Consider the following 21,983-nt stretch of genomic DNA (forward strand, 5'->3'; position numbering starts at 1 on the left):
ATGATTATGTTGTCTACTAAATTCACCTAAGCACTTTGGCTAAGGCTTCTAATTATTTACTCGCTAGTCGTCTACGCTCACTAATCTGGTTAGCAAGAGCCTTAACTTCAGGCTTATCGAAAATATCTTCTAAATTATGGCTCAGTTTTCGACGCCAATTTGGATATTCACTGTAGGTACCAGGGATATTAACAGGTTTATCCATCTGCAACCAATCTTCTAATTGTAGACTAAGTAACGCACTGGACCCAGTTGCCATATGATTTTGCATGCCAAAATTAAGTTGCGTTGTCATTCCCACATGGTGTACATCATGACTAATCGAATTTGTAATCGATCCATGTCCGTGTAAGGTATCGAGTATATGCTGTTTATTTTCGTGACGGGTGTCGTACAAGGTACCTAGTACTTCGTCATCAGGATATAAACCAACCTCTTTACCCAACGCTAAGTCATCGCAATGCCAATAGCCTATTAAAGTAGGCATATCATGTGTAGTTAATGTTGCCATCGATTGCTCAGGATAATGGGCAGGTGAAAAGAATCCACCATCTTTTGCCTGTTCAAAAAAGAATACGCGATATGAGTACATTCCATTTGCATGTAATTTTTCGCGAATGGAATCAGGCACAGTACCTAAATCTTCACCGATGACTAAACTTTTATTGCGCACACTTTCAAGAGCTAATATAGCAAGTAAATCGTCGACAGGATAATTGACGTAAGCGCCGTCACTTGCGTGATCATCTTTGTGCACCCACCACAACCTAAGTAAGGCCATCACATGATCGATTCTGAGCGCACCCGATGCGTGCATATTTGAAGAAAATAAATCGATAATCGGTTGATATTGTTGTTCTACTAAAACGTTAGGATCCATTGGCGGCAAGCCCCATTTTTGTCCTAGAGGCCCAAGTATGTCAGGCGGTGCTCCCACACTTACATCGGTACAATAAAGCTCTTTATTGCCCCAAATTTCGGCGCCACCTTCACTTACACCTACAGCCAAGTCTCGATAGAGTCCAATTTCCATACCGGCATCGGTGGCGGCTTTGCTTGCCTGTTCAAACTGTAAGGCAGCATGCCATTGTAAAAACAGATAAAACTCAACGAGTTTCTTTTCGCGTTTCGCAAACGCGACAACCTCTGGTAAATCTGCACTTTGATATTCTTGTGGGAACGCAGGCCAGCCCCAACATTCTTTTCCTTCTTGTTTTAGAGTATTTTGTAAAGCCTCAAAAACAGCCAAGTTTTGTAAGCTTTCGCCCCCGTTCTCAATAAAGGTCTTGAACGCATCTCGTTGAGCACTTTTTTTAGTTAGATATTTTTTGCGATATTCGACAAAGACGAGTTCTAAGGCTTTGTGCTTTATGTCAGCTACGCCTGCATAATCTACAAAAGCGGTTTCACGCAAGGCGGCAAGCTTTTGTTCAATTTCATTCTCTTGCATCCATGCTTGCACAGTTTGAGATTGAAAGCCCTCAATACACGTAGCATCAATGTAAAGATAGTTTAACCAGCGACGTGAGCTAGGCCCATAGGGGCTGCAAATATCGGGATTTGCTGGGTATAAAGAATGGATGGGATTGAGGCCAATAAAGTCTGCTCCTAAAGCGGCAGACTCTTTTACTAAATTGCTTAAATCCGTAAAGTCCCCTATTCCCCAATTTTTTTCGCTGCGCAAACAATAAAGTTGCACACTCAAACCCCATATCTTTTTACCCTGCTCAATTGATTTGGGTATATAGCAGCTTTTCGGAGCCACAATAAAACGACATTTGGCAAGACCTTTTCTGCCCAAAAGCAATTGCAATTCGTGGTAACCGAGAGCTTTACTTTTACCAGCGTAAATTTCTTTTTGAACATCCTTTGGCAATTCAACCGCATACTCTTGCCATTCAAGCCCATCAATTTCTTGTGAGGCAACTAAAACAGTGTCAACTGGTAGAAACTTATGCACAACTGCCTTGCCTGATTCTAAACTGAATTTTAGCGTATGCATTTTTGCCGCGTTGTTTATGGGCGTATGCACGCTAATGATGAGTTTTTCGCCAATGCGCACGACGATCACTGGTGACAGTGGATTTAACCAATATTCAGCGGCTTGCGCTTCAAGCTGTTGGGCAAGTACTTTTTCGTCATCTAATTGATAACCCATCGCCTGCAATAGTTTTTCTTGATTTTCGCGTTTGATGGTTGCTGGCTTGCCCCATGCGTCTACAAAATTTGAGCCTATTCCTCTTTGCTCAATTAAATAGTCAACTAGTTGTGTCATTGTGTAAGATTCCTGGGTGATAATTGTTTGCATGGGAAAGATTGATACCTTATACCCACAGCCAAGGTTAGTTAAATAAAAGTCGTACCATTTTTGCATTATTCACCAAAGTGTCAGAATTCTAAACTGAATACGAATGCATAAGCAACAAGACGAGTATTATTTGTAATAAAACAACAGATGATAATATTATTTTGCTTTATTGCAAAATATTGTGCATAATTTTCGTAATTTAATTACAAAACAAAACTAGAGGGCGTTATGACTACCAAACTAGGTATTAATGGCTTTGGCCGAATTGGCCGCTTAGTGATGCGTGCTGCCATTGCACGAGGCGATTTTGAAGTTGTTGCAATCAATGACCTGTTAGACATTGATTATATTGCTTACATGCTAAAGTATGATTCTACTCATGGCCGCTTTGACGGTTCCGTTGAGGTGAAAGATGGAAACTTAATCGTTAACGGTAAAACAGTGCGCGTAACCAGTGAGCGCGACCCAGCTGATTTGGCGTGGAATGATGTTAATGTTGATGTAGTAATCGAAGCAACGGGTCTATTTTTGACAGAAGAAACTGCACAAAAACACATAGACGCTGGCGCCAAAAAAGTGGTTTTATCCGCACCAAGCAAAGACCATACGCCAATGTTCGTTATGGGCGTAAATCATAATGAATATGCAGGTCAAGCTATTGTATCAAATGCATCGTGTACAACTAACTGCTTAGCACCCATTGCTAAAGTGCTGAATGATAATTTTGGCATCGTTGATGGATTAATGACAACGGTACATGCAACAACCGCCACACAAAAAACGGTGGATGGCCCATCGCTTAAAGATTGGCGCGGTGGACGTGGAGCTCTGCAAAACATCATTCCATCATCTACTGGTGCAGCAAAGGCAGTGGGCAAAGTAATCCCTGCACTTAATGGAAAACTTACTGGCATGGCATTTCGAGTGCCGACAGCCGATGTTTCAGTCGTTGACTTAACGGTTAATTTAGCCAAGCCGGCGAGTTACGAAACAATCTGCGCGACCATGAAAGCCGCCGCACAAGGCGAATTAAAAGGAGTGTTAGGATACACAGAAGACGCGGTAGTCTCGAATGACTTTATTGGTGACACCCAATCTTCTATTTTTGACGCAACGGCTGGTATCGCACTTACCGATACATTTGTTAAAGTAGTTTCGTGGTATGACAATGAAATGGGCTATTCCCATCGTGTCTTAGATTTAGTGGCGCACATTTCGAAATAAAATAATATTGTATTAAGAAATAAACTCTTATAAGAAAAAGCGACTTGTGTCGCTTTTTTTGTTTTTATTTTTGATAACATAGACGTCTTACTAAACAATCTTGATAATGCAGTCGTCGTTTTTGTATATATAGCTTTACAACGACGTTAAGGGATTAAAAAATATGCTCACAAACACATCCAAATATTCACGCTTTTTAGAAAAATTACAAAACACCTTACCCGAAACACAAAGCGTGACAATCGAGAACTCTGCGGCAAAAGGCTTATTATTAAACGTCAGCAATAAGCACGCTTCTCTTACCCTAAGCCTTTTTGGGGGCCACGTTCTTTCGTTCATCAACAAAGCAGACAATAGAGAACGCTTATGGTTGAGTAAAGCCGCTATTTTTGACAGGAAGACTCCCATTCGAGGAGGCATTCCTATTTGTTGGCCGTGGTTCTCTGAGCATCCCAGCCACAGTGATTATCCCAGCCACGGTTATGCTAGAACGCAAATGTTTGTACTCGATAAAGTCGAAGAAAATACAGACGATGCTGAGGTGATAGAAACTAAGCTCACATTATCGCTTCTGGAGCCAAGTCAGTTTGATTACTCAGATATCACGATGAAACTAGTCATTACGGTTGCTGAAAGCCTCACAGTCAGCATAATTAGTATAAATGCAGGTGAGACCCCTTGTGACCTCAGTCAAGCCTTGCATACGTATTTACTTGTTGAGGATATAAGCTCAACTCAATTGCTAGGTGTCAATACGCCATATGATGATAAGCTAAGTGCTAAAGCTAAGCTTTGCGCCCCTCTCACCTACAAATTTTCGAGCGAAGTCGATAGAATTCATCACTTTGCACATGCCGACTATACTAAAGCTCAAACTATTGAACTATTAAAAACAAGCCAAGACAGTACGGCACAAACAAGACAAGAGCGATTGCAAAAACTAATACAGTCAGGACATGATTCAACCGTGGTATGGAATCCATGGCGCGAAAAATCCAGCAGTATGAAAGACATGGAAGCGGATGCGTATTCGACTATGTTATGTATTGAAGCCGCAAATACTCGTAATGCGGAACAAAAATTAATACTGGAACCTGGGCATATCCACAAACTTTCACAGACAATCTATTAGGGCCTAATGAACTACCCGGCGACATCGCGTCGCTCTGAGCGCGGGGTTTTCTCAATATATTTAGATATAACAATATGAAAAAAAACCGACATGTGAAATGTCGGTTTTTGATTGGTGCAGTTAATGGTAGTTAGATAGCAACGGCTTTTTTGGCCAGTTCAGTCAATATGTCCCATTGTTTATTTTCTATAGCGTCATTTGGTGCAACCCAAGAGCCACCAACGCAACGCACGTTAGGCAAGGCTAAATATTCTAAGTAATTATCTGGACCAATGCCGCCCGTTGGACAAAATACTATATTAGGGAATGGACCACCAATAGATTTAAGTGCCTTTACGCCACCGGCCGCTTCTGCTGGAAAGAACTTAAGATGGTCATACCCAGCATCTTTCGCTTTCATTAGGTCTGAAATGTTAGAAATACCTGGGATTAAAGGAATGCTTCCTTCTAATCCGGCTTTCAGCAAGTCTGCGGTAAGGCCTGGGCTAATAGCAAATTTTGCACCCGCATCTGTTACCGCTTTTAATTGATCTCTATTGGTTACTGTTCCAGCGCCTACATAGGCCTCTGGTAGCTCTCTCGCAATCGTTTCGATAACTTCTAAAGCAGCCTTTGTGCGCAATGTGACTTCAAGAACATTGATCCCTCCATCCATCAGAGCCTTGGCAATAGGTACTGCATCTTCTACTCTTTCGATTACAAGTACGGGTACCACGGGTCCCTGACTAAATACATCCGCTGAAGTGATTTTCCAATTATTCATCATCGTTTATTCTCTGAGTGTGTTGTGTAAGGTAAGCCAAAGCTCCTAACAAGCCATGGTCTGGTTCATTGATTAAATATGTCGGGATATCTTGTACGTAATGTGCAAAATCACCCTTTGCTTCAAATCTTTCCCTAAATTCGCTATTTAAGAAGTAGTCACCAAGATGACTTGTGACGCCACCACCAATAAAGATGCCGCCAGTGGTACATAAATTTAAAGCTAAATTGCCGGCAAAACTGCCCATTACTCGACAAAATTGTTTTATGGCTAAGGCTGCCATTTCATCATTCCCTTCTAAACCGGCAGAAGTCACTTGCGATGGACTAGATAAGGTAATTTGTTTTTGGTGATGTTGACATAATGCGTGATAAATATTTACTATCCCTCTGCCCGACAACACCTCTTCTGCAGAAGCTCTGCCTAATTTTTTATGTAAATATTGCCAGACGATAATATCGGTATCATCGGTAGGTGCAAAATCTACATGTCCTCCTTCACCATCTAATGTGTGCCAGCCATTGGCCACCCATGTTAGATGCTCAACTCCCAAACCCGTACCAGGGCCGAACACAGCAATATTACCGTGTTCTTTGGCATGCCCACCACCGATTTGAATAACTTGTTTGTGGCTTAAGGTCGGCAATGAATGAGCAACTGCAGTAAAATCGTTAATGACATAAAGCTGGTCAAGTGACAGCTGTGCTTTTAATGCCGTTTTAGAAAATACCCATGAGTGATTAGTCATCTTCACCATGTCATTATTCACGGGACAAGCAATCGCTATGCACCCTGCGCTAAAAGTGGCTTCTATATTGTTTTTCTGGAAATGTAAAATCGCATCGCCGATGGTATCGAAGTCGGCACACAAGTATTTTTCAATTTTCGCAATTCTGCCGTTTTCTAAAAGCGCTAACCTTATGTTAGTTCCGCCTACATCGGCAACAAATCGATGAGCCATATTACAAAGTTCCTGAGTCTAAGCGATCTTGCTCAACAAAGAGTGAACATGCACCTTCTTCAGAGCCGGTTAAGGTTGAACGCATGCCAGCAAACAATTCACGCCCCATGCCCTGATGACTTTGAGTCAAATCGATGCTAGCTTGTTTCCTAGCGGCTAAATCAGCCTCGTCTACATGCAAGGTCAATTCACCCGTTGCAGTATCGATTTCAATCATATCACCTGTGTTTACTTTTCCTATCGCGCCACCTTTGAAGGCCTCAGGTGTTAAGTGAATCGCCGCAGGCACTTTACCTGACGCACCAGACATACGTCCATCGGTCACCAGTGCAACTTTAAAACCTTTGTCTTGCAGCACACCTAGAGGTGGTGTAAGACGATGTAATTCAGGCATACCAATTGCTGCGGGCCCTTGAAAACGCACCACAACAATGCAGTCTTTATCTAAATCGCCTGCTTTAAAAGCGGCGTCTAAGGCATATTGGTCCTCAAATACAACAGCGGGCGCTTTTATTTTGCAATGCGGTTCACGCAGCGCAGAGGTCTTCATTACCGCTCGTCCAAGATTGCCAGACAATACAGATAGGCCACCGTCAGGTTTAAAGGGTTGCTCAATATCTGCTAAGACTTGTTTATCAAAGGATTCACTAACACCGTCTACCCAAGTCAACTCGCCATCATTTAAGCGTGGCTCTTTAGTATATTGTGCTAAGCCTTTGCCACAGATAGTAGTCACATCATCGTGCAGTAAACCTTTGTCTAACAACTGTTTAAACAACAGCGACATTCCGCCGGCAGCCGTGAAGTGGTTAATATCAGCAGAACCATTCGGGTATATTCGTGTAATTAAAGGCGTTGCGCTAGACAAGTCAGCAAAATCATCCCAGTTAACAATCAATCCAGCAGCACGCGCAACAGCAACAAGGTGCATTGTGTGGTTTGTAGAACCGCCAGTGGCTAACAAAGCAACAATACCGTTTACCATTGCTTTGGCGTCAACAATATGCCCAATCGGAGTGTAATTGTCGCCTAAGTCAGTTAAGCGTGTGACTTGTCTGGCAGCCGCTTTGGTTAGTGCATCTCGTAATTCGGTACCCGGATTAACAAACGACGAGCCTGGTAGATGCAATCCCATCACCTCTACAACCAGTTGGTTACTATTTGCGGTGCCGTAAAAAGTACAGGTCCCCGCAGAGTGATATGATTGAGACTCCGCTTCTAAAAGCGCATCACGGCCAACTTTCCCTTGTGCAAATTCTTGACGAACACGTGCTTTTTCTTTATTCGGTAAACCTGAAGGCATTGGTCCGGCAGGCACAAAAACCGTTGGTAAGTGGCCAAAACTCAAGCCCCCTAACAGTAATCCGGGTACGATTTTATCACAGATTCCAAGCATCAACGCGCCGTCAAACATATTATGAGATAAACCGATGGCGGTGCCCATCGCAATATTGTCTCGGCTCATTAAACTCAATTCCATGCCAGCATTACCTTGCGTAACACCGTCGCACATAGCGGGAACACCACCGGCAAATTGGGCGACACTACCCACTTCAGAAATTGCTTTCTTTAAAATTTCTGGGTAATTTTCATAAGGTTGATGCGCACTCAACATGTCATTGTAAGAAGATACAATCGCAATATTGGCTTTTGTCATACTGCGTAAATCTGCTTTATCTTCTTTACCACAAGCGGCAAAACCATGTGCTAAGTTACCGCACGAAAGCTCCCCTCTGAGTGGTCCCTGACGGCGTGCACGATCAATTTTTGCGAGATACGCCGCTCTTGATACTTTGCTACGTTCAATAATGCGATTGGTTACGTCTTCTATGATGCTATTCATTTTAAAAAATCCTTATGGTGCCCACATTAACTCAACGTTTGTATGCTTACAAACAGCGGTTATGGGCTTTTCTAATTCACTATAGTTTGCCAACGCGTCTTCTAGCACGGCTTTTTTCTTTTCGCCAGTCAGATGTAAGAATACGTGTTTGGCTGCGACTATTTTTGCTAAAGACATCGATATTCGCTGATATGGTGCAGTTGTAGGTTGTGTAGCAATTGCGCTCAAATCACGAGTTAGATTTAAGCCTTCTTTGATTTGCGCTGAGCACGGGAACAAAGACGCAGTATGTCCATCTTCGCCCATCCCTAAAATCAATACATCTATTTGTGCATCGAGTTTATCTAAACGTTTACTAATCTCGAGCTCGGCATCACTTGCGTTTTGGTCTTTGGTCAGCAAGCTAATAAATTCGGCCTTGGCCGCTTTATTTTGCAGTAAATTTGTACGTACTAAATTTTCATTACTATCGGGATGTTTGCTGTCTAACCAACGGTCATCCACTAACGTGACACTGACTTTTTCCCAATCTACATCAGCATTGGACAAGGCCAAAAACAATGGCTTTGGCGTTGACCCACCGCTTACGGCTAAAGATGCTTTGCCTTTCGTCGCAATAGCGTCATTTAAGACCTCAACAATAGCTTGGGCAAAGACCTTGTTAAGTTCGTCAGTACTAGTGAATTGATTCATTATAAGTGCCATAACTATATCCTACTTCTTTTTCACTTTACTTTCATACCAACTACGGTCTTCGCGCGCTAGCAAGCCGATAGACGAGACGGGTCCCCATGTGCCTGCTTGATAAGGCTCTGGGGTTTCGCTATTGTTGTTCCATGCAGCTATAATGGAATCTGCCCATGTCCACGCTTGCTCTACTTCATCACGGCGCACGAATAGTGCTTGATTTCCAATCATAACTTCAAGCAGAAGTTTTTCATATGCATCGGCAATCCTGCGATCCCCAAACTCCTCTGAGAAACTTAAATCGAGCTTACTTTTTTGTAAATCCATTGAACCTGAACTCGTTAATCCAGGTATTTTATTCATTACGGTAACCTCAACGCCTTCTTCAGGTTGTAATCGAATAACCAATTTGTTTGCTGGAAGATCTGCAAAACTGTCACTAAATAAATTATGCGGTTGGCGTTTGAAGTAAATGACAATTTCACTTACTTTTTTCGGTAAACGTTTTCCAGTGCGCAGATAAAAAGGAACTCCAGCCCAGCGCCAGTTATCTATTTCGGCCTTTATCGCGACAAAGGTCTCTGTTCTGCTTTTTTCGTTGGCATCGGGTTCTTCTAAATATCCGGGAACTTCTTTTCCTGCAACAAAGCCTGAGCTATATTGCCCGCGAACAGTTTTTTGACTAACGTTACTAGCATTAATGGGTCTTAACGCTTTCAACACTTTGAGTTTTTCATCCCGAATACTGTCGGCGTCAAGTGTGGTGGGAGGTTCCATCGCAATCAATGACAATATTTGCAACAAATGATTTTGTACCATATCTCGCATTTGACCTGCATCATCAAAATAGCCCCAACGCCCTTCTATTCCGACTGACTCAGCTACACTCACTTGTACGTGGTCGATACAATTGTGATCCCAATTTGTCGCAAAAATTGAATTGGCAAAGCGAAGCGCAATCAAATTTAGTACGGTCTCTTTACCAAGGTAATGATCGATACGATAAATTTGTTTCTCTTGAAAGAACTCAGCAACTTGATTGTTGATAACTTCAGACGAAGCAAAATCATGCCCAATTGGTTTTTCTAGCACTACGCGCACGCTTTCATCAATGACACCAGCTGCGTCCATACCTTTGCATATATCCCCAAATATTGACGGGGGTGTTGCAAAATAACAAACCATTACACGATCTTTGTCTACATGCTCACACAACTTTTTATAATCGTCATGAACAGTCATTGAAATGGTCGCATAGTCAAGACGTTTAACAAAACGCTTCCAAGTGGTTTCGCAAATTTCTTCGCCCAAGAATTCCACAATATTCTCACGCACAGTTTTTACGTATTTAGGGGTAGTTAGTGTGTGGCGTGCAACACCAATAATTTTTGTGCCCTCGTGAAGAAGATTCGCTTTATCGAGTTGGTATAATGAAGGAAGTAATTTGCGTCTAGCCAAATCACCTAAAGTACCAAACAAGACAAAATCAACCGGTTCATATTTCTTTTCTAAAACCATTTTTCGCCTCAAATTTGTTAAACACTGTGCTATTTTTTCACAATGTTTTTAAGAATAAGTATATAACTCGTAGTAAACTACAAATGTAGTAAAATTACAAATTAATTTATATAACATCCTGTTGTGTAATTTGCGCTAAATATAGCCTTCCAGTGACGCACACCATCTTACAAAGAGCCCACTTTAAATATAAATTTCAACCACTTAAAATAAAATTAATTTAAATAAAAAGACCTGTTTATTTTTAAAACTGTGACTTTGCTTATCAAAGAATTGTTAAAACTTTCAGTTTTTTCGTCAAAAAGTTACAACAAAAATGACAAATCCAGAATTTAACTCTATTATATATACTTTCATTAACGATATGTTGCACAACGATGAATGTATTAGAAAAAATATCAAGTGACATGGCGGACTTCAGTAAGTCCGAAAAAAAGGTCGCTGAGGTTATTCTCGCTAATCCGCAATCGGCTATCCATTCAAGTATAGCTACTTTAGCAAAGTTAGCGAATGTAAGTGAACCAACCGTCAACCGTTTTTGCCGTCGCCTCGATACTAAAGGTTACCCTGACTTTAAACTGCACTTGGCGCAAAGTTTGGCAAACGGCACACCTTATGTTAATCGCCACGTAGACGAATTTGACAGTCCAAGCGAATACACTAACAAGATTTTCGAGTCGACGATGGCCTCTCTTGAAGTTGCACGACAATCTATAGACATAGCAATGGTAAATCGTGTGGTTGACTTACTTACTCAAGCCCGAAAAATTTCATTTTTTGGCCTTGGGGCGTCTTCGTCAGTTGCCCATGACGCGGTTAATAAATTTTTTCGTTTCAATGTTCCCGTTATTTATTTTGAAGACATATTAATGCAACGCATGAGTTGTATGAATAGTAGCGAAGGTGATGTTGTTATCTTTATTTCGCATACAGGGCGCACTAAAAGCCTTGTTGACGTTGCCCATATCGCCCGCAGCAACGATGCAACCGTGATTGGAATAACAAGCGCTGATACGCCCTTAGCTAGAGAGTGCAATTATGTTTTATCACTCGCGGTACCCGAAGATACTGACTTATATATGCCGATGGCGTCTCGTATTGCCCAATTGACCTTAATTGATGTACTTGCTACTGGCTTTACGCTACGAAGAGGAAATAAATTCAGAGAAAACTTAAAACGAGTAAAAGATACCTTACGTGGTTCTAGGTATGTAAAAGACAACAATGACGCAAATTAAGGTCTAACGACCGCGCAAACCTAAATACTAAATTTAAACCATAAGAGAGAAAAAACGATGTCTCGAAGAACGAAAATATTGGCTACTCTAGGGCCGGCAACCGACACCACTGAAATGATAGAAGCCATCGTCAAAGCTGGTGCAAACGTAGTGCGTATGAATTTTTCCCATGGCAGTGCAGAAGACCACATTGAACGTGCACAGCGAGTTCGCAACGTAGCCAAGAAACTGGGCGTTTATGTTGGCATACTAGGTGACTTGCAAGGCCCTAAAATTCGCGTTTCACGTTTCGTTAATGATTCGGTAATTTTGAAGATGGGCCAAGACTTCATACTAGATGCCGAATTAGGAAAGTTTGACGGTGACGAAAAATCTGTTGGTATCGATTATAAAGCCTTACCCGACGATGTACGCACAGACGATATCTTGTTACTTGATGATGGGCGCATCCAACTAAAAGTAAGCCGTGTAGAAGGACGCAAAGTACATACTGTTGTTACTGTTGCTGGCAAATTATCAAATAATAAAGGTATTAACAGATTAGGTGGTGGCTTATCAGCAGAAGCCTTAACAGAAAAAGATAAAGAAGATATTAAAACCGCAGCCAAAATGGATGTAGATTATTTAGCGATCTCATTCCCTCGTTCAGGTGCGGATTTAGATTATGCCCGCAGTCTCGCTGAGGCAGCTGGTTGTTATGCCAAAATATGTGCAAAAGTTGAACGTGCTGAAACCGTCGCTTCTGACGCCGCTATTGATGACATCATAAGTGCCTCTGATGCTGTAATGGTAGCGCGCGGTGATCTTGGTGTGGAAATTGGCGATGCCGAGCTTGTCGGGGTTCAGAAAAAACTTATTGCTCGTTCTCGCCAACTAAATAAAGTGGTTATTACCGCCACACAAATGATGGAATCAATGATAGAAAGTCCAATGCCAACAAGGGCTGAAGTCATGGATGTAGCAAATGCTGTACTAGATGGCACTGATGCGGTAATGCTATCAGCTGAAACGGCGGCAGGTAAGTTCCCGGTAGAAACGGTTGAGGCCATGGCGCGCGTGTGCGAAGGTGCTGAAACGCATACTAGTGTTAAAGTGTCAAAACACAGAATTGACGAACATTTTAATGATGTTAGTGAAACAATTGCGTTGTCAGCAGTATATGCAGCAAATCACTTACCGAGCATCAAAGCAATCGTAGGCTTAACTGAGAGCGGCACAACACCCAGACTAATGTCCAGAATTACTACAGGCTTGCCCATAATAGCGATGTCTAGACATGCACATACGCTTAATATAATGGCCTTATATCGTGGTGTTAAGCCCGTTTATTTTGATTCTACTGATTGCTTACCTGGATTTTTAACCAAAGAAGTTGTTGATGTATTAAGAGACAATAAAATGTTAAACGTTGGCGACAAATTCATTTTAACTTATGGCGATCAAATGGAAACAGTTGGCGCGACAAATGTATGTAAAGTCGTAACGGTGTCTTAAGATTACTAGATTTCTTGCATTAATATACCCTCCTAAATACATGCCTATCAATAATTGATGGGCATGTATTAAACAAAATAATTATCTTTTTCCCTCCTTTTTCGTATATCTTACTAATAATTCACACCTATTTTAGATAGAGGTAATACGATGAATACACATGCAAAATATGATCTAATTGTGTTTGGCAGTACCGGCTTTACAGGCAGACTTGTTGCTGAATATTTAGATAACAACTATGGCGCTGACCACCAGCAAAAAATTTCCTGGGCGATGGCTGGACGCAATCAGACCAAGCTTGAGCAGGTTCGTAACGAAATGAACATATCAAACGATATCGACCTCATTGTGGCTGATAGCGATGATGAAACAAGCATGCAATCATTAGTTACGCAATGTAAAGTCGTTTTGACAACTGTCGGCCCATATCAAATTTATGGTGAAAAGCTCTTAAAAGCCTGTGTTGAAGCCGGTACTGGCTACGTAGATTTATGCGGAGAGCCTGCTTGGATGCACCAAATGATTGCTAAGTATAAAGACAGGGCAGCACAAACCGGCGCGGTGATTATATTCTCCTGTGGTTTTGACTCTATTCCCTTTGACCTTGGCGTTTTCCATTTGCAAGAACATGTTAAACGCGTTGCTGGTAGCCCGCTGAACTATGTGAAAGGACGTGTTAGAAAAATGCAAGGCACTTTTTCAGGTGGCACAGCAGCAAGCTTAAAAGAGACAATGAAGGCCGCAAAGCAAGACAAAAGTGTACTACAAGCGCTTATTAATCCATATTCCCTGGCTACATCTGAGGTGTTATGCGAACAACCTAGAGGTGATAAACCCTACTTTGACGAAGCATTGCAATCATGGGCAGCGCCCTTTGTTATGGCCGCCATTAATACTAAAAACGTGCACCGTTCTAACTACTTGCTTAACTATGCTTACGGTAAAGACTTTAAGTACGACGAAATGATGCTAACCGGCCCCGGAGAGAAAGGAGAAGCGATTGCAAATCACGTAGCCAACGATAAATCATTGGGCGGCGACGGTGGTCCAAAACCCGGTGAAGGCCCGAGTAAAGAAGAGCGTGAAAATGGATTTTATGACCTATTGTTTATTGGCACACATGAAAACGGTGAGACTTATAGTGCAAGCGTAGCCGCTTATTTAGATCCAGGATATGGTTCAACCTCAAAAATGATAAGCGAAAGCGCAATCGCGCTTAGCCAGCATAAAAGTAGCTTAACGGGAGGTTTTTACACCAGTGCGCCTGCGCTAGGTAATGCACTAATCCAAAGGCTTGAGAAAAATGCAGGCTTAGTGTTTAACCTAGAATCGTAGGTAAAATAGCAAAGGCTTGTATCTGCAAGCCTTTGCTGACTATTGCGCTCACGCTTGCCTTACTTCCAATAGTCGACAAACTCGCTACTGTCGCGAGCTTGGCGAGGCATCAATTTTAAAGGTGTTGTTCCTAGGTACAAAAACCCCAAAATCTCATCTTCATCTTTACACTCTAATGCGCGCTTTACATCATCATTTTGCGCATACCATCCTGTTCGCCAAATACCTTGAAATCCTTGTGCTAATGCCGCCATTTGCATAGCATGGACAGCACATGCCGTAGACGCTATTTGTTCGACTCTGGGGACTTTTTCGTCTTCTGTATAGTCACATATGGCGACAATAACCATTGGGGCACGCAGAGGTAATTGAGGAGCGCGCTCAATCGTTGTTTGTTCACTGCCCTTGTTGATAGCGGCTCGTTCAAATATATCCCCGAGTTTACTCAAGCCGTCATCGGTACAAACAATAAAGCGCCACGGTGCAAGACATTTATGGTCTGGCGCACACAAGGCTGCCTGAATGATATTATCTAATGCCTTACCACTTGGGGCAGGAGCTTGAAGTCTTGGTTGTGAACGTCGATTAAGCAATAATTCTAGTGCCTGCATGTATTATCCTTTTATGTATTAACGCTATGATTTGTGTACGCAAGTATAGCTTGCATAGTTCGCATAGTTTGCATAGTTTGCTTCAATTGCTTATGGTGATTCGTGTTAGTAGATAATTATTGAACGCTTATCACGCAAGCTTATTTTAAACGCTGTTAATTAATGTAAAAGAACGCGTACAAACTGCCGATACTTATAAATATAATAGTATCAGGAATCTAAAAGCGATGGCGAGTAGCTTACACAATATATTTCACAAACAGCAGAACAAGGTAAAGTACTCTCACCAAAAATCGGCCCTGTTAGTTGTGTTTGCAAACGGCGATCATAAAGCCATGGCAACAGTGATAAATGCATGGCTTAGCGATAATAAAAATAAACGATAGGCTCAAGGCCACGATAATATTGTCAGCGTTTACTCAAATTCTGTAGTGTAAAGGCAATGAAAATGGCAAATAAGCAATACAAATAGTAACAACTTATTACAATTTAACACTGTGTATCTTACATCGCTTTTTAGTAGACTGGGATATAGAAATAATCAAAAGGTTTATATTAATGTCAGGAAAAAGTAGTTTCACCAAATCGTTATTTGTCGGAATTTGGAATGGGCTTAACTTCGGTCGCCGTTTGGTACTGAATATTTTATTTTTAATTATTATCATTGCAGTTGTTATTGGGATCTCAAACTCTGGATCTCATGCCCCCAAAATAAATAACAGTAGCGCACTAGTGTTAAACCTAACGGGTAACTTGGTAATTCAAAAAACGTGGGTAGACCCCGCTGAAGCTTTTCTTTCTCAAGCCTTCGGTCAAGGCCAAGAAAATCCTGAAATATTGGTCAGAGAGCTCACAAACGCCATTGACAACGCTGCACAAGACAATCGCATTAAAGCCATCGTTCTGCAATTAGACCGTTTTGGTGGCGGTGGCATGGACAAACTGAAAGAAGTTGGAGAAGCCTTAGCAAGCTTTAAAGAGTCAGGAAAACCCATTTATGCGGTGGGTGATTACTTTGGACGCGCACAATATTACCTTGCTAGCCATGCTGATAACGTCTACATACACCCTATGGGCGCGTTGCTTATGGAAGGTTATACTCGCTACGGTACTTATTTCGCACAAGCTCTAGAAAAATTAAAAGTGTCGACTCACGTGTTTAAAGTTGGCAAGTTCAAATCGGCAGTAGAACCCTACCTTCGCAACGATATGTCGCCTGAAGCCAAACTCGCTAACGAAGCATGGTTAAACGAATTATGGAGTATGTTTAAAGAAGACGTTGCCGGTTATCGCGGTTTTGATGAAGCAAACTTTGACGAAACCTTTGCTGATCTACTCAGTAAATTTGAAGCTGTTGAAGGTGACTTCGCCCAATACGCTTTATCTAATAATTGGGTTGACGGTTTACGCACACGCGCGCAATTTAGAAGCGAAATGATTGATTTAATCGGAGCTGATGAAGAAGACGAGAGTTTCAATCAAATTAGCTATCAAGCCTATTCGAAAATGCTCAAGCCTAGCTTCCCTCTTCCAAGCACAGGCGGGAATAAAGTAGCGGTTGTAGTTGCTAAGGGTAATATTTTAGATGGCGAGCAAGACCCAGGCGCAATCGGTGGCGACAGTACTGCAAAACTACTAAGAAAAGCGCGTTTTGACGACAATGTAAAAGCTGTAGTTTTACAAGTCGACTCAGGTGGTGGTAGTGCCTTTGCTTCAGAAGTCATTCGCCAAGAAGTTGAACTGTTAAAAGCCGCTGGTAAGCCTGTGATTGCCTCAATGAGCAGTGTTGCTGCCTCAGGTGGCTATTGGATTTCAGTCAGCGCTGATAGAATATTTGCTGAACCAAGTACCATTACCGGTTCAATAGGTATTTTTGGTATGCTAGCGACCTTCGAAAACTCGTTTAATTATTTAGGCGTAAATAGTGATGGCGTAGCAACAACAGAATTAGACGGTATTTCTGTAGAGCGCCCCCTTTCAGAAGGTTATAAATCATTATTACAACTGAACATAGAACGCGGCTATAAGCGTTTTATATCACTAGTCGCAGAAGAGCGCGGCATGACGCTTGAAGAAGTCGATAACGTAGCCCAAGGACGTGTATGGGTAGGCACTCAAGCATTAGAGCTAGGGCTAGTAGACGAACTTGGCGGTTTAGAAGAAGCGGTGACCTATGCGGCTAATATGGCGAAACTAGACGATTATAAAAAGATTTATATCGAACGTCAGTTGAGCGAGGACGAACAAATGTGGGCTAATTTACTTAATAACGCAAGTTCACTAATGTCAGGCTTGAACATAAAATACGAACCAAGTCCTTTACTTAAATTAGCTGAAAAAGTAGATGCGCAAACTAAGTTTCTTACCCAATTGAATGACCCGATGGCAGCCTATGTACTTTGTATAGAATGTACCTTGGTCGACTAAGTTAGCGAACAATTAGATTGAATTTCCCCTGCAAAGAGTCTACTTTAGGTAGGCTCTTTTTTTAGTTTATGAACGACATGACACTCAGTGATAGCTTGCAAAACCAGGCACAAGAACGCCTTAATAGCCTCTATAAAAATGCACTAGAAAACCCAATACTCAGCGAATTTAACGCATTGTTCAAACAACCAGAACTTAGCTTTAAACAACGCGGCAAAGCAGCCGGAAGTGCGCTAATTAATCAAAACGTGATTAAACTTAATCCGACCCTTTTTGAAAAAAATAAAGCGTATTTTTTAAGTCATGTAATTGCGCATGAACTCGCACACATATTGGTGTATCAATTATATGGACGTCGCGTAAAACCGCATGGTCTAGAGTGGAAAAAAATGATGTGTGAAGTGTTTAACTTGCCGCCCAAGGTTACCCACACTCTTGATGTTAGCCACGTAAAAATGCGTAGTGTTATGTATCAGTGTCGCTGTCAACGGGTTGCGCTTTCTATGATCAGGCACAATAGGATCACTAACAAAAAGCAATCTTATATTTGTAAAAAATGTAAGCAGGAGCTTCAGGAGATTACGCTATAACAATGCTAATGCGAGTATGCAAGAGGTTTTAAAAAAGATTATTGGTAAAGGCCTTGTCTAATTCTTTAAAGGCGGTTCGCAATAATACAGCAAGTTCCTTGAAATTGGGCTTTGCGCTTGGGCGTTGCAGTTGGCAGCCTTGAACTTGCATTTTGGCGTAAATCTCTTTGTACCAAGTACTAATATGTATTGGCAATTCTTGCTGACTTCTATGCCCTAGCCACAACAAACCTTGGATTGGCATACTTAAAAAGAAAATCCCCATTGTGATGGACTGTGCTAATGCTTCAAAACCCAAATAATGCAGCTGTATTGCGACCACGAAAACGGCGATACCTGGCATGACTTTCATACCAAACTTAGTAGCAGCAATTATCCTACATTCGGGAAACAATGCATATAATTGCTTTTGCATTGGCCAGATCCTCATGTATTCTTGGCCTGATTTAAAGTAACTAACAATTTGGTTCATTGGTATGTATTCAAAAATAATAAAAATTTACACGATTAAGAATAGCACAATATCTTGATTTTAGGGTATTTGAAACTGCCTTGTCCTCATATTTATGTATTTTTTAAGGTACACAAGGGCCACAACGCAATGAGAATTAATGCACAAACCTTGCGTTTTGTATAGTAGAATTATTTGTAGTATAGCGCATTGAAATAAGGCGCTTAGTCCTCATATCCTCAAGGACTAAAACCAGAAAACACGACACGACTAAACGAGTTTAGTAGTAGATAAACGCAAAGCTTTAACTTGGAGAAATGAATGGCCAATACACGACACGTGCCTTTACTAATTTTGGGCTCAGGTCCAGCGGGCTATACAGCAGCAGTTTATGCTGCACGCGCTAACCTTAAACCAGTCTTGCTAACAGGTAGTCAACAAGGTGGGCAACTTACAACAACAACGGAAGTTGAAAACTGGCCTGGTGACGCCAATGATCTAACCGGTCCTGACTTAATGGTGCGCATGCAACAACATGCTGAAAAATTTGATACCGAAATCATTTTCGATCACATAATCAAAACCGATTTCAGCCAAAAACCTTATCGACTTATTTCCGAAAATGGCGAGTATACCTGTGATGCTCTGATCATATGTACGGGCGCATCAGCCAAATATTTAGGCTTAGCGAGTGAAGAAGCCTTTATGGGCCGTGGCGTAAGCGCTTGTGCAACCTGTGATGGCTTCTTTTACCGCAATCAAAAAGTCGTCGTTGTTGGCGGTGGTAATACTGCTGTTGAAGAGGCTTTATATTTGTCGAATATTGCATCTGAAGTGCATGTCATTCATAGACGCGACACCTTCCGAAGCGAAAAAATATTGGCTTCTCGTTTATTAGATAAAGCAAAAAATGGTAACGTGGTTTTGCATCTTAATAAAACCTTAGAAGAGGTTGTTGGAGACGACGCAGGCGTTACCGGTGTTAGAGTCAAAGACACGCAAAGCAATGAAATCACTGATATTGAAGCGATGGGCTGTTTTATTGCGATTGGTCATTCACCAAACACTGGCATTTTTGAAGGTGAGCTTGAGATGAAAGACGGCTATATTGTTGTAAACAGTGGTTTGCATGGAAACGCGACACAAACTAGCGTACCCGGTGTGTTTGCAGCTGGAGATGTTAGCGATCATGTATATCGTCAAGCCATTACATCAGCCGGCACCGGGTGTATGGCGGCTCTTGATGCTGAAAAATATCTCGACGCCCTTGAGAAATAGCGCTCAATCTATCAAAGGAAACGTGTATGCTTGAGTTATTTAAACTTAATCAAACACTTTCCTTTCCTTCAGTAGATTTCGCCCTTGATGATCCCAACGGCTTACTTGCTTTTGGTGGAGATTTATCGACAGAAAGACTTGTAGCCGCATATAAACAAGGGATCTTTCCTTGGTACAATAATGAGGAACCAATTTTATGGTGGTCGCCCTCTCCTCGTGCCATTATTTATGCCCAAGCGTTTAAAGCAAATAAAAGCCTAAGAAAAAGCATTCGCAAGTATGGTTATACGGCCAGCCTCAATAAATCATTCAACAACGTTATTGAAAAATGTGCATCAGTTAAACGAGAGCACAAAAAAAACGCAAAGCAAGACGAAGATTCAGATACAGAGAGATCAAACATGGATCACCAATGAAATGATAAGCGCGTATAAAAACCTGCACAAACAAGGTTATGCGCACTCTGTAGAAATCACGAACCAACAAGGTGAATTAGTCGGCGGTTTGTATGGCGTTGTAGTCAACGGCATTTTTTGTGGCGAATCCATGTTTCACTTACAAAGCGATGCCAGTAAAAGTGCTTTTTTAGCACTATCGCAACATATGGTCAAACACAACATGTCAATAATTGATTGTCAATTGGTCAACCCGCATTTGCAAAGCTTAGGTTGCATTGCTATTGAGCGCGACGACTTTATGCATATACTGCAACAACATCCAACGCGAGTCGATTGTTGGCAGCCACAAACACTCAAACTCTTGTGAGAAAATCATGTCTATAGTCATTGATACTCAGCCGACTATTTTATCCAATCGCATCAGACTAGGTTTTGTGTTTTGAAGTTTGGCGTTACTCAAGCCTTTCCATGCAGTTACCTAGCAAACCGAGAGGAACAATTGCTCGTGTGCATGGAAGAGGTAGATACCTTAGCTACCCACTATCCCTTATTAATAAAAGCTGGATTTAGACGTAGTGGTGAGCAGCTCTATCGCCCACATTGCAAATCTTGTTCTGCTTGTCAGTCGCTAAGAGTGCTAAGCGCAGAATTTGTTCCGAGTCGCAGCCAAAAACGAGTATTGGCAAAAAACGCTAACATCAGCATTAAAGTATTAGAGGGAGAGCGTGATGATTATTACCCATTGTATGAAAAATACATAAGCGTTGCACACCGCGACGGATCGATGTATCCCCCTAGCTATGACCAATATAGAAGTTTTATTCATTGCCATTGGCAATCGCCAATGTTCATTGAAGGAAGAATTGATGGACGCCTAGTAGGCGTTGCAGTTACCGATAAAGTGCATGCAGGCTTGTCAGCCTTGTATACATTTTTTGATCCCGATTTACACAAACATTCTCTTGGCACCTATTTCATTTTGCAACAAATTAAAATGTGTCAACAGATGCAATTAGATCATTTATATCTAGGCTATCAAATAGATGAATGCACGAAAATGAACTACAAGAACAAATTTTACCCCCATGAACGTTTCCAGCAAAACAAATGGGTCTTGTACCGCCGACAAATCGCGTGTAAATAAAGTAAATGAAGATCACAAGCCACTAATTTCAGTGGCTAGCACATCAAGAATTAACGACAATTAACACAGGAAAAACTTTACTATCGCAGCAAATTCGCGTATGGTTCGCGCGTTATTATTTAAGCGCCTGTGTTTTAGCAAAATTTTTAGTCAATAAAAACGCCCTAGTAGCACGGTAATCAGTAGCGTGTTCACTCAATCATGCGCTTAAATCTACAAAAGTAAATATTATATTATAAACCGAGGTTACCCACTTAGATGGCAAAAGAAGATTGTATTGAAATGGAAGGTACTGTGCAGGACACACTTCCTAACACCATGTTTCGCGTTGAATTAGAAAATGGTCATGTTGTTACCGCACATATATCCGGAAAAATGCGCAAAAACTATATTCGCATATTGACTGGCGATAAAGTTACCGTAGAAATGACACCTTACGACCTCAGTAAAGGCCGCATTATTTATCGTGCGCGCTAAATATTAGGCGAAAAGTGCTGCAAGGCGAACCCCCTTTTTGCAAACAATGCCTAAAGATAACGCCGTTTGCTGGTATTAAATAAATTCAAAAAAAAACGCTGCCT

General features: G+C 41.5%; 20 protein-coding genes. 12 read left to right on the forward strand and 8 right to left on the reverse strand.

Going from position 1 to position 21,983, the window contains the following annotated elements:
* Nucleotides 1-52 precede the first annotated feature (52 nt).
* Nucleotides 53-2,275, reverse strand: a complete 2,223-nt coding sequence (malQ, locus tag AC0L6H_RS17400; protein WP_473390468.1) for a 4-alpha-glucanotransferase — start codon at nt 2,273-2,275, stop codon at nt 53-55.
* 261 nt (nt 2,276-2,536) lie between these two features.
* Between malQ and gap the strand changes: the two genes are divergently transcribed.
* Both gap and AC0L6H_RS17410 read left to right on the forward strand, forming a co-directional pair.
* Entirely contained in the window at nt 2,537-3,532 is a 996-nt protein-coding gene (gap, locus tag AC0L6H_RS17405; RefSeq protein ID WP_473390470.1) for a type I glyceraldehyde-3-phosphate dehydrogenase, read from the forward strand.
* A 163-nt stretch (nt 3,533-3,695) separates the two neighbouring features.
* Complete coding sequence (locus tag AC0L6H_RS17410) at nt 3,696-4,664, forward strand: D-hexose-6-phosphate mutarotase (RefSeq protein ID WP_473390471.1); 969 nt, start codon at nt 3,696-3,698, stop codon at nt 4,662-4,664.
* Nucleotides 4,665-4,794: 130 nt separating this feature from the next.
* Here the strand turns inward: AC0L6H_RS17410 and AC0L6H_RS17415 are convergent, their stop codons facing one another.
* From AC0L6H_RS17415 to zwf, 5 genes are read right to left on the reverse strand one after another with little or no spacing between them, the layout of a single operon-like run.
* Nucleotides 4,795-5,430 carry a bifunctional 4-hydroxy-2-oxoglutarate aldolase/2-dehydro-3-deoxy-phosphogluconate aldolase gene (locus tag AC0L6H_RS17415; protein WP_473390472.1) on the reverse strand — a complete coding sequence of 212 codons (636 nt, stop codon included), beginning with the start codon at nt 5,428-5,430 and terminating at the stop codon, nt 4,795-4,797.
* Complete coding sequence (gene glk / locus AC0L6H_RS17420; protein WP_473390474.1) at nt 5,420-6,388, reverse strand: glucokinase; 969 nt, start codon at nt 6,386-6,388, stop codon at nt 5,420-5,422. Before glk ends, AC0L6H_RS17415 begins: the two co-directional genes overlap by 11 nt.
* Nucleotide 6,389: 1 nt before the next feature.
* A complete protein-coding gene (gene edd, locus AC0L6H_RS17425; protein WP_473390475.1) occupies nt 6,390-8,231 on the reverse strand; it encodes a phosphogluconate dehydratase in 1,842 nt (613 codons plus the stop codon).
* 12 nt (nt 8,232-8,243) lie between these two features.
* The gene (pgl, locus tag AC0L6H_RS17430) at nt 8,244-8,936 is read right to left on the reverse strand and encodes a 6-phosphogluconolactonase (RefSeq protein WP_473390477.1); all 693 of its coding nucleotides are present in this window, start codon (nt 8,934-8,936) and stop codon (nt 8,244-8,246) included.
* Between the two features lie 9 nt (nt 8,937-8,945).
* Nucleotides 8,946-10,436, reverse strand: coding sequence for a glucose-6-phosphate dehydrogenase (gene zwf, locus AC0L6H_RS17435; protein WP_473390478.1), 1,491 nt, complete (start codon nt 10,434-10,436; stop codon nt 8,946-8,948).
* A 377-nt stretch (nt 10,437-10,813) separates the two neighbouring features.
* Here zwf and AC0L6H_RS17440 point away from each other — a divergent pair, with 377 nt between their 5' ends.
* From AC0L6H_RS17440 to AC0L6H_RS17450, 3 genes are all read left to right on the forward strand, one after another.
* The gene (locus tag AC0L6H_RS17440) at nt 10,814-11,674 is read left to right on the forward strand and encodes a MurR/RpiR family transcriptional regulator (RefSeq protein ID WP_473390479.1); all 861 of its coding nucleotides are present in this window, start codon (nt 10,814-10,816) and stop codon (nt 11,672-11,674) included.
* Nucleotides 11,675-11,731: 57 nt separating this feature from the next.
* Nucleotides 11,732-13,168 (forward strand): pyruvate kinase, encoded by a 1,437-nt coding sequence (gene pyk / locus AC0L6H_RS17445; RefSeq protein ID WP_473390480.1) that lies wholly within the window; start codon nt 11,732-11,734, stop codon nt 13,166-13,168.
* Nucleotides 13,169-13,318: 150 nt separating this feature from the next.
* Nucleotides 13,319-14,503 carry a saccharopine dehydrogenase family protein gene (locus AC0L6H_RS17450; RefSeq protein WP_473390481.1) on the forward strand — a complete coding sequence of 395 codons (1,185 nt, stop codon included), beginning with the start codon at nt 13,319-13,321 and terminating at the stop codon, nt 14,501-14,503.
* 59 nt (nt 14,504-14,562) lie between these two features.
* Here the strand turns inward: AC0L6H_RS17450 and AC0L6H_RS17455 are convergent, their stop codons facing one another.
* Entirely contained in the window at nt 14,563-15,114 is a 552-nt protein-coding gene (locus tag AC0L6H_RS17455) for an NAD(P)H nitroreductase (RefSeq protein ID WP_473390482.1), read from the reverse strand.
* A 558-nt stretch (nt 15,115-15,672) separates the two neighbouring features.
* On the opposite strand from AC0L6H_RS17455, the gene sppA reads away from it, so the two are divergent.
* A complete protein-coding gene (sppA, locus tag AC0L6H_RS17460; RefSeq protein WP_473390484.1) occupies nt 15,673-17,541 on the forward strand; it encodes a signal peptide peptidase SppA in 1,869 nt (622 codons plus the stop codon).
* Between the two features lie 77 nt (nt 17,542-17,618).
* Complete coding sequence (locus AC0L6H_RS17465; RefSeq protein WP_473390485.1) at nt 17,619-18,131, forward strand: SprT family zinc-dependent metalloprotease; 513 nt, start codon at nt 17,619-17,621, stop codon at nt 18,129-18,131.
* A 28-nt stretch (nt 18,132-18,159) separates the two neighbouring features.
* Here AC0L6H_RS17465 and yfbV read toward each other — a convergent pair whose 3' ends face one another.
* Nucleotides 18,160-18,603 (reverse strand): terminus macrodomain insulation protein YfbV, encoded by a 444-nt coding sequence (gene yfbV / locus AC0L6H_RS17470; protein ID WP_473390486.1) that lies wholly within the window; start codon nt 18,601-18,603, stop codon nt 18,160-18,162.
* 300 nt (nt 18,604-18,903) lie between these two features.
* Here yfbV and trxB point away from each other — a divergent pair, with 300 nt between their 5' ends.
* The 5 genes from trxB (at nt 18,904) to infA (ending at nt 21,879) form a co-directional block, all read left to right on the forward strand.
* On the forward strand, nt 18,904-19,860 hold the full coding sequence (gene trxB / locus AC0L6H_RS17475) for a thioredoxin-disulfide reductase (protein WP_473390487.1): 957 nt from the start codon (nt 18,904-18,906) through the stop codon (nt 19,858-19,860).
* Nucleotides 19,861-19,886: 26 nt separating this feature from the next.
* On the forward strand, nt 19,887-20,276 hold the full coding sequence (locus AC0L6H_RS17480; RefSeq protein WP_473390489.1) for a leucyl/phenylalanyl-tRNA--protein transferase: 390 nt from the start codon (nt 19,887-19,889) through the stop codon (nt 20,274-20,276).
* Nucleotides 20,191-20,625: a leucyl/phenylalanyl-tRNA--protein transferase gene (locus AC0L6H_RS17485; protein ID WP_473390490.1), complete on the forward strand. Its 435-nt coding sequence runs from the start codon at nt 20,191-20,193 to the stop codon at nt 20,623-20,625. Before AC0L6H_RS17480 ends, AC0L6H_RS17485 begins: the two co-directional genes overlap by 86 nt.
* 42 nt (nt 20,626-20,667) lie before the next feature.
* Entirely contained in the window at nt 20,668-21,402 is a 735-nt protein-coding gene (locus AC0L6H_RS17490) for an arginyltransferase (RefSeq protein ID WP_473394572.1), read from the forward strand.
* Nucleotides 21,403-21,660: 258 nt separating this feature from the next.
* A complete protein-coding gene (infA, locus tag AC0L6H_RS17495; RefSeq protein ID WP_006003271.1) occupies nt 21,661-21,879 on the forward strand; it encodes a translation initiation factor IF-1 in 219 nt (72 codons plus the stop codon).
* The last annotated feature ends 104 nt before the right edge of the window (nt 21,880-21,983 follow it).

The sequence above is a fragment of the Glaciecola sp. G7-5 genome, from assembly GCF_055808975.1.

Excerpts from the sequence above, each read along its gene's own strand:
- pyk (WP_473390480.1), top strand. The coding sequence starts at position 11,732 with ATGTCTCGAAGAACGAAAATATTGGCTACTCTAGGGCCGGCAACCGAC.
- infA (WP_006003271.1), top strand. The coding sequence starts at position 21,661 with ATGGCAAAAGAAGATTGTATTGAAATGGAAGGTACTGTGCAGGACACA.
- pgl (WP_473390477.1), bottom strand. The coding sequence starts at position 8,936 with ATGGCACTTATAATGAATCAATTCACTAGTACTGACGAACTTAACAAG.
- AC0L6H_RS17415 (WP_473390472.1), bottom strand. The coding sequence starts at position 5,430 with ATGATGAATAATTGGAAAATCACTTCAGCGGATGTATTTAGTCAGGGA.
- gap (WP_473390470.1), top strand. The coding sequence starts at position 2,537 with ATGACTACCAAACTAGGTATTAATGGCTTTGGCCGAATTGGCCGCTTA.
- AC0L6H_RS17450 (WP_473390481.1), top strand. The coding sequence starts at position 13,319 with ATGAATACACATGCAAAATATGATCTAATTGTGTTTGGCAGTACCGGC.
- AC0L6H_RS17455 (WP_473390482.1), bottom strand. The coding sequence starts at position 15,114 with ATGCAGGCACTAGAATTATTGCTTAATCGACGTTCACAACCAAGACTT.
- AC0L6H_RS17410 (WP_473390471.1), top strand. The coding sequence starts at position 3,696 with ATGCTCACAAACACATCCAAATATTCACGCTTTTTAGAAAAATTACAA.
- glk (WP_473390474.1), bottom strand. The coding sequence starts at position 6,388 with ATGGCTCATCGATTTGTTGCCGATGTAGGCGGAACTAACATAAGGTTA.
- malQ (WP_473390468.1), bottom strand. The coding sequence starts at position 2,275 with ATGACACAACTAGTTGACTATTTAATTGAGCAAAGAGGAATAGGCTCA.
- yfbV (WP_473390486.1), bottom strand. The coding sequence starts at position 18,603 with ATGAACCAAATTGTTAGTTACTTTAAATCAGGCCAAGAATACATGAGG.
- edd (WP_473390475.1), bottom strand. The coding sequence starts at position 8,231 with ATGAATAGCATCATAGAAGACGTAACCAATCGCATTATTGAACGTAGC.
- sppA (WP_473390484.1), top strand. The coding sequence starts at position 15,673 with ATGTCAGGAAAAAGTAGTTTCACCAAATCGTTATTTGTCGGAATTTGG.
- trxB (WP_473390487.1), top strand. The coding sequence starts at position 18,904 with ATGGCCAATACACGACACGTGCCTTTACTAATTTTGGGCTCAGGTCCA.
- AC0L6H_RS17465 (WP_473390485.1), top strand. The coding sequence starts at position 17,619 with ATGACACTCAGTGATAGCTTGCAAAACCAGGCACAAGAACGCCTTAAT.
- zwf (WP_473390478.1), bottom strand. The coding sequence starts at position 10,436 with ATGGTTTTAGAAAAGAAATATGAACCGGTTGATTTTGTCTTGTTTGGT.
- AC0L6H_RS17480 (WP_473390489.1), top strand. The coding sequence starts at position 19,887 with ATGCTTGAGTTATTTAAACTTAATCAAACACTTTCCTTTCCTTCAGTA.
- AC0L6H_RS17440 (WP_473390479.1), top strand. The coding sequence starts at position 10,814 with ATGAATGTATTAGAAAAAATATCAAGTGACATGGCGGACTTCAGTAAG.